This is a genomic window from Streptomyces sp. NPDC058579 (genome assembly GCF_042718575.1).
Taxonomy (GTDB): Bacteria; Actinomycetota; Actinomycetes; order Streptomycetales; family Streptomycetaceae; genus Streptomyces.
On the sequence record NZ_JBHXPI010000059.1, the window covers coordinates 1 to 12756 of the forward strand.

General features: G+C 73.1%; 12 protein-coding genes. 9 read left to right on the forward strand and 3 right to left on the reverse strand.

Annotation, left to right across the window (positions count from 1 at the left end; translation table 11 throughout):
* Positions 1-59: 59 nt before the first annotated feature.
* Positions 60-3197, reverse strand: coding sequence for a trypsin-like peptidase domain-containing protein (locus tag ACFWRO_RS34465; RefSeq protein ID WP_384517790.1), 3138 nt, complete (start codon positions 3195-3197; stop codon positions 60-62).
* A gap of 220 nt (positions 3198-3417) precedes the next feature.
* Between ACFWRO_RS34465 and ACFWRO_RS34470 the strand changes: the two genes are divergently transcribed.
* The 7 genes from ACFWRO_RS34470 (at position 3418) to ACFWRO_RS34500 (ending at position 9045) form a co-directional block, all read left to right on the forward strand.
* Positions 3418-4200: a 2-keto-4-pentenoate hydratase gene (locus tag ACFWRO_RS34470; protein WP_384517793.1), complete on the forward strand. Its 783-nt coding sequence runs from the start codon at positions 3418-3420 to the stop codon at positions 4198-4200.
* 6 nt (positions 4201-4206) lie between these two features.
* Complete coding sequence (locus ACFWRO_RS34475) at positions 4207-5100, forward strand: acetaldehyde dehydrogenase (acetylating) (RefSeq protein WP_384517796.1); 894 nt, start codon at positions 4207-4209, stop codon at positions 5098-5100.
* Entirely contained in the window at positions 5097-6128 is a 1032-nt protein-coding gene (gene dmpG / locus ACFWRO_RS34480) for a 4-hydroxy-2-oxovalerate aldolase (RefSeq protein ID WP_384517799.1), read from the forward strand. Before ACFWRO_RS34475 ends, dmpG begins: the two co-directional genes overlap by 4 nt.
* A complete protein-coding gene (locus ACFWRO_RS34485; RefSeq protein WP_384517802.1) occupies positions 6125-7306 on the forward strand; it encodes a Rieske 2Fe-2S domain-containing protein in 1182 nt (393 codons plus the stop codon). The genes dmpG and ACFWRO_RS34485 overlap by 4 nt, the downstream gene beginning before the upstream one ends.
* Entirely contained in the window at positions 7306-7542 is a 237-nt protein-coding gene (locus ACFWRO_RS34490; RefSeq protein ID WP_384517805.1) for a hypothetical protein, read from the forward strand. Before ACFWRO_RS34485 ends, ACFWRO_RS34490 begins: the two co-directional genes overlap by 1 nt.
* A complete protein-coding gene (locus ACFWRO_RS34495; protein WP_384517807.1) occupies positions 7526-8518 on the forward strand; it encodes a 2Fe-2S iron-sulfur cluster-binding protein in 993 nt (330 codons plus the stop codon). The genes ACFWRO_RS34490 and ACFWRO_RS34495 overlap by 17 nt, the downstream gene beginning before the upstream one ends.
* 104 nt (positions 8519-8622) lie before the next feature.
* Complete coding sequence (locus tag ACFWRO_RS34500; protein ID WP_384517810.1) at positions 8623-9045, forward strand: ribonuclease domain-containing protein; 423 nt, start codon at positions 8623-8625, stop codon at positions 9043-9045.
* Between the two features lie 126 nt (positions 9046-9171).
* Here ACFWRO_RS34500 and ACFWRO_RS34505 read toward each other — a convergent pair whose 3' ends face one another.
* Positions 9172-10050: an IclR family transcriptional regulator gene (locus ACFWRO_RS34505; protein ID WP_384517813.1), complete on the reverse strand. Its 879-nt coding sequence runs from the start codon at positions 10048-10050 to the stop codon at positions 9172-9174.
* 211 nt (positions 10051-10261) lie between these two features.
* Here ACFWRO_RS34505 and ACFWRO_RS34510 point away from each other — a divergent pair, with 211 nt between their 5' ends.
* Positions 10262-11359, forward strand: a complete 1098-nt coding sequence (locus tag ACFWRO_RS34510) for a TauD/TfdA family dioxygenase (protein ID WP_384517816.1) — start codon at positions 10262-10264, stop codon at positions 11357-11359.
* A complete protein-coding gene (locus ACFWRO_RS34515; protein WP_384517819.1) occupies positions 11356-11916 on the forward strand; it encodes a phosphonate degradation HD-domain oxygenase in 561 nt (186 codons plus the stop codon). The genes ACFWRO_RS34510 and ACFWRO_RS34515 overlap by 4 nt, the downstream gene beginning before the upstream one ends.
* A 66-nt stretch (positions 11917-11982) precedes the next feature.
* On the opposite strand, the gene ACFWRO_RS34520 is transcribed toward ACFWRO_RS34515, so the two are convergent.
* Entirely contained in the window at positions 11983-12738 is a 756-nt protein-coding gene (locus ACFWRO_RS34520; RefSeq protein ID WP_384517823.1) for a GntR family transcriptional regulator, read from the reverse strand.
* Between the last annotated feature and the right edge of the window lie 18 nt (positions 12739-12756).

Here is a 12756-nt window from a genome sequence, read left to right on the forward strand (position 1 = left end):
TGACCCTCTGCCCGGCGGACGCGGGGGGCCGGGGCCCCCCCCCCCCGAACCCCCGGTCGTCAGGCGCGGTCGCCGCAGCAACCGCCGCCCGGGCGCGGCGGCTTCGGCTTGCCGGGTCCGCCGGAGCCGCCGGAGCTGTCGGGGTCGCCGGACCCGTGCGGCTTACCCGGCTTGCCCGGCCCATGCGGCCCACCGGGCTCGTGCGGCCCACACGGGCCAGGCCCGCCCGGTCCACCCGGTCCGCCCGGTCCACCCGGCCCGCCAGGCCCACCCGGCCCATGCGGCCCGCACCCGCAAGGCCCGTGCGGCGGGCGCCCCAGACAGCGGCAGAGGGCCTTGAGCAGGCGGCGGAGGGTCGCCTCGCAGGGGTCGCCGCCGCCCGGGGGCGGGGCCGGCGGGGCCACGACCACCGGCGGGCGCCCCGGTTGGGTGACGATGACCCCGGGGGCGCCCGGGACGTCCGGGTTCCAGGTCACCGGGATCGTGTAGCTGCCGTCGCCGTTGTCCCTCACCGGCCCCGTGATCGTCGTGCCCGGCGCCCCCGTGATCGGGAGGTCGTCGATGTGGCCGGGGCCCACGTGGTTGCCGTAGCGGTCGCGCGGGACGATCGTGACGGTGCCGCCGTCGGGCGGTCCGGTGACCGTGACCGTCGTACGGCCCGGGTCCACCGAGACGTCGACGTGCACCGTCCACTGGGTCTCGCGGGTCGACACGCACCCCTCGCCGTACACCGCCCGGGCATGGAACGTGTAGTTGCCCTCCACCGTGAGAAGTTCGGTCTGCGGGTTGCCGAAGAGGCCGCCCGCCTCGAAGGCCCCCTCCGTGTGCGCCGCGTCGTCGAAGAGCGGGAACGTCTCGCTCACGTACCCGAACAGCGGCCTCCCCGCGGCCCGCTCAAGCGCCCGTAGCGTCGCGTGCCGGGCCGGGATCGTGTCACCGCCGACGGTCACGGGCGCCCTGAGCCCCGCCTGCGTCAGGATGTTGCCGGCGCCCGCAGTCGGCCGGGTCGCCGTGAGGTCGATGCGGGCGTGGTGCGGGCTGCCGCCCTCCTCGTACCGCAGGAAGACCCGCGGGTTGATGACATCCCCCGTGTAGAAGCGGGTCGGTCCCGCCACCCGGTCGAGCCTCGGCCCGCCGGACGCCACCACCTGCACGAAGTACCGCAGGTCCACCCCCGGCGGCGGGATCTCGCCGCCGCCCGGCCGGAACACCTGCACCCGCCACTGGCCGTCGCGCTCCTCCCCGTACGGCAGCGGAACGCGCAGGAACGTCCAGGTGTGCCCGTGCTCCGAGACGACCCCGGCGGTGGACGTCGACACGAAGTCGTTGTCCGGTGTGAGCAGCCCGATGCCGAGCTCTCCGTCCACGTTGTCCCAGCCGACCACCACGGTCAGCGACTCCTCCCCGCACACGTGGAACGGGATCGGATCGCTCCGCCGGATCGCCGCCGGCATGTCGAACTCGGGGTCGAAGAGCGCGCCCGACTCGAAGATGTTCCCGAATGCGAGGCCGAAGAACTTCTTCAGCGCCAGACCGCTCCCGGCACGCGTGTACAGCCCGCCGCGCTCCTGCGTCAGCTGGGTGAGCAGCGCACCGTCGAGACTTGTCTCCGTGCCGAAGCCGATCGCGCTCACGTTGATCCCGGCGAGGCCGCCGCGCACGTCGGCCACCATCGGCGGGGTGTTCTGCAGCCCGTCGGTGAGCAGCAGCACGGAGCGCGGGTTGGTGCCCGGCGCGGGGAACTGGCCGCGCGCGGCGTCGAGTCCGCCGCCGATCGTCGTCATCCCGCCGGGCGAGAGCCCGCCGACCACGCCGCCCGAGTACGGCGGCGGTCCGGCCAGCGCGGTCTTCGTCGCGTCGGTGACCGGGGCGAGGGCGAAGTCGACGGGTGAACTCGCGGACGTGGAGAAGGAGACGAGCCCGAGCCGGTTCCCGGTGCCCGCGCGGACCAGCCGGACGAAGAGCGAGGCCGCGTCCCGGGCCTCCTCGATCTTCGTACGGTCGCGGCCCGTCCCGGCCTTCTCCGTCATGCTGCCTGAGCGGTCGACGACCACCATGACGTCCCGGTTCGCGGGCGGCTCGGCCGGTGTGGCGAGATCGCGGAGGATGCTCGCCGTCGGGGAGTACAACAGCCGGCACGCGCCGCCGCGGGACAGGACGCCGATCACCCGGCCGGAGGTGTCGAAGAGCCCGGAGCCGGAGCTGCCGCCCGAGACGTCGAAGTTGACGTCGACCGACCCCGCCGAGCTGGTGATGATCCCGCCGAACGAGGCGTGCGGCGGGGAGAGTTTCTTCACCGCCCCGTTGGGGTGGTGCACCCCGAAGACGGCCTCGCCGGGGGCCGGGAGGTCCGGTCTGATCGGGATCGGCGTGATCCCGAGCCCGGCCGCGGGCACCTCCAGTTGCAGTAGGCAGTAGTCGAGGCCCGTGCTCGGGTCCCAGCGGTGCCGCAGCACCCTCACGACCTTGTGGAAGCGGGCCGCGTACCCCGCGGGCCGGGCGCCCCCGCAGTCCGTCGCGTAGTCGAAGGTCACCGAGGCCGAGGCGGCCTCCGCGGCCACGTCCGTCAGACAGTGACCGGCCGTCAGCACCACGTTGGGCTCGACGAGCGTGACCGAGCAGGTCGAGAAGTAGTGGCCGTGGGTCGCCACGATCATGCCGACGCTCTTCGCGATCCGCGCCCGCACGTCCGACGACGGTGTCGCGCAGGCCGCGTTCTCCCAGTTCGGCGGCGTGTTGCAGAACCAGAAGGGGTCGTACTTCGGCTCCGTGTACACCGGTTCGCCGAGGAACGGGTCGCTGTTGGAGAACGCCGTCGGGTCCTGCTCGCCCGGGTGCCGTTCGCCGCGCGCGTACCGGTCGAGCGTCGCCCCGCCGGTGGTGGCGCCGTCGGTCACGTACCGGATGGGCACCCGCCCGCCGGGCAGCGCGTACACGTTGACGGGGCGGGACCAGAACTCGGACCCATGGGCGGCGGTGAACACGTCCCTGCCGTAGCCGAGTTCGACCTCCAGGCGGTTGTTGGCCGGCAGGCTCACGCCCTGGAAGTGCAGGACCACCATCTTCGTGCCCGACGGTGCGGGCGCGTACGGGAAGTCGATCGCCCACGTTCCGGGCGAGGTCGGGGGCGCGCCCGAGGCGGGCCCGATGACGACGGCGGGGGACAAGGTCTGAACCGTGCCGGTGATGTGCGACATGGATCTCTCCAGTGGGTTCGCGGCAATGCGCTTGTCACAACATGTGCCCGTGTCATCACGTACCGTAATCACGCCTGTTGGGGGCGTGAAGAGGCGCGTGGGGCGCCCGCAATGCGCGAGGCGGCGGTTTCCCGGACAGCGGGAATCCGCGCTCCCCCGGCGCCGCCCCACCGGCCTACGGTCGGCGCACCCACCCCACCTCCCCCCGGAAGGAGCGGCGATGCTCACCGACCGGCTCCGGCGGCAGGCCGCCGAGCGGCTGCGCGACGCCGAGCGCGGCAGAACCCCCGTGGTGCCCCTCACGGAGATCTTCCCGGGCCTCGGCGTCGAGGACGCGTACCACGTCCAGTTGCTCAACATCCGGGACCGGCAGGCGGCCGGAGCCACCGTCGTCGGGCACAAGGTCGGCCTGTCCTCGCCCGTCATGCAGCGCATGATGGGCGTCGACGAGCCCGACTACGGCCATCTCCTCGACGATATGGAGCTCCGCTCCGACCGGCCCGTCCCCGTCGCCCGCTACTGCGCGCCCCGCATCGAGGTCGAGACCGGGTTCGTGCTCGGCGACGACCTCCCCGGCGAGGGCTGCACCCCGGCCGACGTCCTCGCCGCCACCGAACGCGTCGTCCCCGCCCTGGAGTTGATCGACAGCCGGATCGCCGACTGGCGCATCACCATCGGCGACACGATCGCCGACAACGCCTCCTCCGCCGGGTTCGTCATCGGCGAAGGGCGCCCGCCGCGCGAGATCGACCCCAAGAGCGTCGAGGCCCGGCTCTACGAGGACGGGGCGCCGCTCGCCGAGGGCAGGGGCGACGCCGTCCTCGGCGACCCCGCCCGCTCCGTCGCCTGGCTCGCCCGGACCGTCGCCCGCTTCGGCGTCCGGCTGAAGAAGGGCCATCTCGTCCTGCCCGGGTCCTGCACCCGCGCCGTCGACGTCACCGCAGGACGTACGTACACCGCCGAGTTCACCGGGCTCGGTTCCGTCTCCCTCTCCTTCTGCTGAGGCACGATGACCACCCTCACCGCCGCCATCGTCGGCTCCGGCAACATCGGCACCGACCTGCTGTACAAGCTCCTGCGCTCACCCCACATCGAGCCCCGCTGGATGGTCGGGGTCGACCCGGAGAGCGAGGGGCTCGCCCGGGCCCGCCGGCTCGGGCTCGACACCTTCGCCGACGGGGTCGACCGGCTCCTCGACGGGTCCGAACTCCCCGACCTCGTCTTCGAGGCCACCTCCGCCTCCGTCCACCGGGCCAACGCGCCCCGCTACCGCGCCCTCGGCATCAAGGCCGTCGACCTGACCCCGGCCGCCCTCGGGCCCGGTGTCGTCCCGCCCGCCAATCTCACGGACCACCTCGACGGCGGCAACGTCAACATGATCACCTGTGGCGGCCAGGCCACCATCCCCATGGTCCACGCCGTCTCCCGCGTCGTCCCCGTCCCCTACGCCGAGATCGTCGCGTCCGTCGCCTCCCTCTCCGCGGGACCCGGAACCCGCGCGAACATCGACGAGTTCACCCGGACGACCGCGCGCGGCATCGAGACCGTCGGCGGCGCGGGGCGCGGCAAGGCGATCATCATTCTCAACCCGGCCGACCCACCCGTGATCATGCGCGACACCGTCTTCTGCGCGATCCCCGAGGACGCCGACCGGGAGGCGATCGCCGTCTCCGTCAAGCAGGTCGCCGAGGAGGTACGGGAGTACGTCCCCGGCTACCGGCTGCGCGCGGAGCCGCAGTTCGACGATCCCGCCGACGTCAACGGCGGCATGGCCCGCGTCGGCATCTTCCTGGAGGTCGAGGGCGCGGGCGACTACCTCCCGCCGTACGCCGGGAACCTCGACATCATGACGGCCGCCGCCACGAAGGTCGGCGAAGAGTTCGCGAAGCGGAGCCACGCATGACGACGGACGCGTACGACATCCGGGTCACCGACACCTCCCTGCGCGACGGCTCCCACGCCAAGCGCCACCGGTTCACCGTCGATGACGTGACCTCGGTCGTCGCCGCGCTCGACGACGCCGGCGTCCCCGTCATCGAGGTCGCCCACGGCGACGGGCTCGGCGGCTCCTCCTTCACGTACGGCTTCTCGAAGACCCCCGAGCAGGAGCTGATCAAGGCCGCCGTCGAGACCGCCCGGCGCGCGAGGATCGCGTTCCTCATGCTTCCCGGGCTCGGCGTGAAGGACGACATCCGCGCCGCGCACGGGAACGGCGCGAGCGTCTGCCGGATCGCCACCCACTGCACCGAGGCCGACATCTCCGTCCAGCACTTCGGCCTCGCACGGGAGATGGGCCTGGAGACCGTCGGCTTCCTGATGATGGCTCACTCCACCACCCCCGAACTCCTCGCCCGCCAGGGCCGGATCATGGCCGACGCCGGCTGCCAGTGCGTGTACGTCGTGGACTCCGCCGGCGCCCTCGTCATGGACGAGACCGCCGACCGGGTCGCCGCCCTCGTCGCCGAACTCGGCGACGACGCCCAGGTCGGCTTCCACGGCCACGAGAACCTCGCCCTGGGGACGGGCAATTCGATCGCCGCGATCAGGGCCGGGGCCCGGCAGATCGACGGCTCCACCCGCCGCCTCGGCGCGGGCGCGGGCAACACCGCCGTCGAGGCCCTCGTCGCCGTCTGCCAGAAGATGGGGATCCGTACCGGCATCGACGTACTGAAGATCATCGACGCGGCCGAGGACGTCGTCCGGCCCGTCATGGACGAGGAGTGCAGGCTCGACCGGCTCGCCCTGCTCATGGGGCACGCCGGCGTCTACTCCAGCTTCCTCAAGCACGCCTACCGGCAGGCCGAGCGGTACGGGGTCTCCGGCGCGGAGATCCTGCTGCGCGCCGGGGAACGCCGACTCGTCGGCGGCCAGGAGGACCAGCTCATCGACATCGCCGTCGAACTCGCCAAGGAGAAGGTGACCGCCCCATGACCTCCGGTGACCGCCCCACGACCAACGTCGACCTGCCGGACGCCGCCGACCTCCGGGACGCCGCCGACCAAGGGCCCCGCGTCATCCGGGCCGCCGCCCCGCCCGCCCGGTTCGCGCGCGGCTGGCACTGCCTCGGGCTCGCCCGGGAGTTCCAGGACGGCCAGCCCCACGAGATCGAGGCCTTCGGCACGAAGCTCGTTGTCTTCCAGGGCCAGGAGGACGGGCAGTTGCACGTCCTCAACGCCTACTGCCCCCACATGGGCGGCAACCTCGCCCACGGCACCGTCAAGGGCGACGCCGTCGCCTGCCCCTTCCACGACTGGCGCTGGTCAGGGAACGGCCGCTGCGCCGGCATCCCGTACGCCCGCCGCGTCCCGCCCCGTGCGAGGACCCGCGCCTGGACCACCCTGGAGCGGAACAAGCAGCTCTTCGTCTGGCACGACCCCGAGGGCAACCCGCCGCCGCCCGCCGTCACCATCCCCGAGATCGAGGGCCTCGACAGCGGCGAGTGGTCCGACTGGTCCTGGAAGACCGCCCGCGTCGACGGCTCCAACTGCCGCGAGATCGTCGACAACATCGTGGACATGGCGCACTTCTACTACGTGCACTACGCCTTCCCGACCCGCTTCACCAACGTCTTCGAGGGCCACATCGCCGGCCAGTACCTGGAGTCCACCCCGCGCCAGGACATGGACCTCGGCAACCTCAGCGCACCCCTGCGCTCCGACGCCGCCTACTACGGCCCCTCGTACATGATCGACCGCGTCTGGTCGGACATCGGCGGCGGCGCGGAGATGGAGAGCGTCCTCATCAACTGCCACTACCCGGTGAGCGCCGACAGCTTCGTCCTCCTCTACGGGACGACCGTGCGCAAGCTCCCCGGCATGACCGACGAACAGGCCGCCGACGCGGCCGAGTTGTTCACCGCCGGCCTCGCCGTCGGCTTCGAGCAGGACATCGAGGTCTGGCGGAACAAGACCCGCATCGACAACCCGCTGCTGAGCGAGGAGGACGGTCCCGTCTACCAACTGCGGCGCTGGTACGAGCAGTTCTACGTGGACGCGGCCGACGTCAAGGACGAGATGGTCGAGCGGTTCGAGTTCGAGATCGACACCACCCGCGCCAACCAGGCGTGGGAGGCCGAGGTCGCCGAGAACCTGGCAAGGCGCGCGCGGTGATGCGGCCGGTGGAGTGCGCCGCGTGCGGGAACCGGGTGCTGTGCGAGAAGTTCAGCCCCGCGCACACCTCCGTGCAGTGGTCGGGCCCCTCGGCGGACGCCTGCCCGGTCATCCGGGCGCGCGTCGCGACGGGCGAGCCCGCAGGCCGGGTCCGCTCGTGCGGGGAGCTGCGGGGCTCCATCGAGGCGGCGGTGGCGAGCGGCGCGCTGGAGGTGACGGGTGCCGACGTCGTCTAGGCGGCTGCGGGTGCGGGTCGCCGAGGTGATCCGTGAGACGGTCGACGCCGTCTCCCTCGTCCTCGACGCCGACTTCCCCTACCACCCCGGCCAGTTCCTCACCGTACGGCTGCCCGACGGCGGCGCCCGCTGCTACTCCCTCGCCAGCTCGCCGCACACCGGCGAGGCCCCGAAGATCACGGTCAAGAGGGTTCCGGGCGGGCGCGGTTCCGGCTGGCTGTGCGAACGGGTCTTGCCCGGCTACGAGTTGGAGGTGTTGCCGCCCGCCGGGACCTTCACCCCGGCCGTCCCCGGCCGCGATCTGCTCCTGGTCGCGGGCGGCAGCGGCATCACCCCCGTCATCTCGCTGGCCAAGTCGGCGCTGGTGGCGGGGGAGGGGCGGGTCGCGCTGCTCTACGCCAACCGGGACCAGGACTCCGTCGTTTTCCGCGACGAACTGCGCGACCTGGCCGAGGACTTCGCGGGCCGCTTCGCCCTCACCCACTGGCTGGAGTCCCTCCAGGGCCTGCCCACCACCGAGCTCCTCGCCCCCGCCCTCGCCCCGTACGCCGCCCGGGACACCTATCTGTGCGGCCCGGTCCCGCTGATGGACGCGGCGGAGACGGCCGTACGGTCGGCGGGCGGGCGCCGGGTCCACCGCGAGCGGTACTTCTCCCTCGCCGAGGACGTCTTCACCCGTGAGGAGACGGTGGCGAGCGAGGTCTTCTACACCGCCGAGGTCCACCTGGACGGCCGGGTCCACCGGGTGACCGGCGGGCCGGCCACCCCGCTTCTCGACGCCCTCCTCGCGGCGGGCGTCGACGCCCCGTACTCCTGCCGCGAGGGCGCCTGCGCGGCCTGCGCCTGCCGGGTCACGGCGGGCGAGGTGAAGATGGCCCGCAACGAGGTCCTGGACGCGTCGGACCTGGCCGAGGGGTACGTCCTCGCCTGCCAGGCGGTGCCGCTCGGCGAACGGCTGGAAGTGACGTACGAGTGAGGGCCGCACACGCCGTCCCCACAACGTGCGGATGAAGTTAACGTCCGTCGAATTGAAGGGAGTTGGGCTGTCGCGGTCACTTCTACGCGCGTCATCATCGAGCCATGAGGATCCCCCCACGAATCTCAGCCATCGGCGGCGCCGCCGCCCTCGTCTCGACCCTCCTCCTCGGCGCCCCGGCCACCGCGGCCGTCGCCCCGACCTCCGCCGCCCCGGCCGCGTCCGCCTTCGCGGCCGCCGCCGTCGGCGACATCTGCTACTCCGACCTCCCCTCCCAGGCCCACGACACCCTCCGCCTGATCGAGCAGGGCGGCCCCTTCCCGTACCGCCAGGACGGCACCGTCTTCCAGAACCGGGAGGGCATCCTCCCGGGCCACTCCACCGGCTACTACCACGAGTACACGGTCAAGACCCCGGGCTCCTCCAACCGTGGCGCGCGCCGCATCGTGACCGGCGAGTCGTCCCAGGAGGACTACTACACCGCCGACCACTACGCCTCGTTCGACCTCGTCGACCACGACTGCTGACGCACGACTCCTCAGCCCCCGGTCCGCGGCCGGACCTTCCCCCCACGCCCGGCCGGCCGCGGACCGGGCACGATGGTGCGCACATGCCCGCGATGCGCCGGATGGTCGATCTGCTCATGGACGCCGCTACATCCACTCGCTGAACCGCAGCCACCCCATCATCGCGTCCATCTCCCCCTCCGAGACCCGGGTCCTCGGCGCGGGGGGCGCGGCCTGCGGGGCGGCTGCCGCGCGCCCCGGGCCGAACAAGTCCCCCCACACCCCCCGCGTGCACGCCCGTACCGACGGGGCGAGGCGGTCCAGGTCGCGGTGGATGCCGTGGCCCGAGACCGAGACGGCGGCGATCGCGCGGCCCGCGCCGCGCAGGGGTGCGGCCACGCAGGAGACGCCCCGGTAGGTCTCCTCGCGGTCGAAGGCGACGCCCCGGTCGCGGGTCGCGGCCAGCTCGGAGCGGAGGGCGACCGGGTTGACCAGGGTCCGCGGGGTGAGCGGGCGGAGCCGGTGGGCGAGGAGCGCCGTGAGGGCGGCCGGGTCGCCGAAGGCGAGGAGGGCCTTGCCCGCGGCCGTGGAGTGCGCGGGCATCCTGCCGCCCGTGCGGGAGGGGACGGTGGAGTCCTCCGAGCCCCCGATCCGCTCCAGGCAGACGACCTCCGTGCCGTCGAGGACGTACAGGTGGACCAGGTGTCCCGTCGACTCGTGGAGCGCGTGGAGGCGGGGGAGGGCGGCCCGGCGCAGCCGGTTGTGGTGGGCGGCGAGCGCGCCCAGCTCCAGCATCCGCATGCCCATGCGGTAGTCGCGGCCCTCCCGGTCCAGCCAGCGCAGCTGGACGAGCTGGTCGAGGATGCGGTGAGCCGAGGAGCGCGGGATGCCGGAGCGGCGGATCACCTCGGTCAGCGAGAGCCTCGGCTCGGGCCCCTCGAAGGCGGCGAGCACCCGGGCGGCCTTCTCCAGCAGAGAGGGCGCTGGAGGCGCAGGAGTCTGTACGCCGACGAGCTCAGCGGTCATGGCCGTCTCCCGTGTTCCGTGACGTTGCGCCGATGGCGCCGACCCTGCCACGCGGGTCTCGCCCGGGGGAAGACAGCTGCATCCACTATTTCTAATAGGTATATACGGGGCGGGATTCGGGCTGCCGTTGGGTTGTCCGTAACCCCTTGGTCATGCGCGGCTGCGAGGCTCCCGATCGAAGCAAAGTTGTCTGTACAACTTGGAGAGCCCTATGGCGTCCCTCGCCACCGCGCCGCCGTTCTGGCTGCGCGACAACTGCCCCTGCGGCCACTGCCGCGACCCCCGCAACGGCCAGAAGCTGTTCCAGATCACCGAACTCCCCGCCGCGCTCGCCGTCGACGCCGTCCACGACACCCGCACCCCCGACGGCGCCCCCGCCCGCGAGGTCGTCTGGGCCCCCGACGGCCACCGCTCCGTCTACCCCGAGGCCTGGCTCGGCGCCCACCTCCCCGGCGGGCCCGCCGCCCCCGGCGACGGGCGCACCGAGGACGACAAGGAGCTGTGGGCCGCCGAGCGGTTCGCGGGCGGGCTCCCCGAGGCCGACTGGGACGCGTACACCGCCGACCCGGCCGTCCGCGCCGCCGCCCTCGACTCCGTCCTGCGCCTCGGCTTCGTCCTGCTGCGGGGCGTCCCCGTGCGCGACCGCCAGGTCCTCGACGTGGCCCGCACCTTCGGCCACGTACGCGAGACCAACTACGGCGAGCTCTTCGAGGTCCGCGTCGAGGCCGACCCGAACAACCTCGCCTTCACCGGCGCCCGCATCACCCCGCACACCGACAACCCCTACCGCGACCCGGTCCCCACCCTCCAGCTCCTGCACTGCCTCACCAACGCGGCCCAGGGCGGCGACTCCGGCCTCGTCGACGGCTTCCACGCCGCCGCGCTGCTGCGCGCCGAGGACCCGGAGGCGTACGAGGTCCTCACCCGCGTCCCCGTCCCCTTCGCCTTCGCCGACGAGCGCACCGAACTCCGCGCCCACCGGCCCCTGATCGGTACGGACCCGACCGGCCGGCTCCGCGAGATCCGCTTCAACAACCGCTCCATCGGCACCCTGCTCCTCCCCGCCGACCTGCTCGACGCCTTCTACGCCGCCTACCGGCGCTTCGGCGAGCTGCTCCTGCGGCCCGAGCTCCAGCTGGACTTCCGGCTCGCCCCCGGCGACTGCCTGATCTTCGACAACACCCGGCTGCTGCACGCCAGGACCGCCTTCGCCGAGTCCGGCGACCGGCACCTCCAGGGCGCGTACGCCGACATCGACGGGCTCGCCTCCACCCTCGCCGTCCTGCGCAGGGAGGGGGCTGCCAAGTGAACCCCCCGAGCCCCCTCGACACCCTCGCCGGCCTCTTCGAGGGCGAGGGCAGCGCCGAGTACTTCGGCGAGGCCGTCACCCAGGCCGAGCACATGCTCCAGGCCGGCGCCCTCGCCGAGGCGGCCGGCGCCCCCGCGCACCTGGTCGCCGCCGCGCTCCTGCACGACGTCGGCCACTTCCAGGGCGCCGTCACCGGCCGCGACCTGATGGAGAACGGCACCGACAACCGGCACAGCCACACCGGGGCCGACTGGCTCGACCAGTGGTTCGGGCCCGAAGTCACCGAACCCGTACGGCTGCACGTCGCCGCCAAGCGGTACCTGTGCGCCGTCGAGCCCGGCTACTTCGCCCTGCTCTCCGAGGCCTCCGTACACACCCTGGCCGTCCAGGGCGGGCCGATGAACGAGGAGCAGGTGCGCACCTTCGAGGCCCACCCGGGCGCGGCCGACGCCGTCGCCGTACGCCGCTGGGACGAGCAGGCGAAGGACCCTGAGCTGCCGACCCCCGGCTTCGAGCACTTCCGGCCGCTGCTCGCCGCCCTGCTCCGCCAGACGTGACACCACCTCCCCCACACACGGCTGAACCCGGGGTCCCCGACCCCGGGTTCAGCCATGTACGGAGACTCAGGCGCCCAGTCTGCGGCCCAGCGCGCTCGTCGCCGTCGAGCTCTGCATCGTGAACGCGACCGTGCCCGGCAGATAGCGGTCCTGCGACCACTCCACCGGCGTCCCCGCCGGATCCGTGGAGTGCCGGCGTTCCCGCAGCAGCGAATCCCCGACCCGGCAGCCGAGCAGCTCCGCGTCGTCGGCGTCGGCCGGCACCAGGTCGATGGTGTGCCGCGCGTCCGCGAACAGCACGCCGTGCAGCTCCAGTTGCTCCGAGTGCGAGACCGTGTCCAGCGGCATCCCGGCCACCAGCTCCCCGATCCGCTCCGGGTACGTCGTCCGCTCCACCATCACCGGCGCGCCCGCCAGCGTCCTCAGCCGGCGCACCCGGTAGACCGGCGCGCCCTCCTCGACGCGCAGCTTCTCCGCCTCCTCCGCGTCCGCCGGCACCCGGTCCACCGCCACGATCCGGCCGCCCGGCTCCTCGCCGAGGGAGCGCGCCCAGCGCGTGAACGAGCGCAGCTCGCCGAAGCTGTGCAGCCGGGGACCGCCGAGGACCACCCGGCGCGAACCGCGCCGCGAGGTGATCAGGCCGTCCGTGCGCAGCGCGGCGAGGGCCTGGCGGACCGTCCCCCGGGACACGCCGTAGCGGCGGGCCAGTTCGTCCTCGGCGGGGAGCTTCGCCCCCGAACCGTACTCACCCGCCGTGATGGCGGTCCGCAGATCCCCGGCGACCTTCAGATACAGCGGCGTCCTGCCCCGTTCCTCACTCACGGGCCCACCCTGCCATGT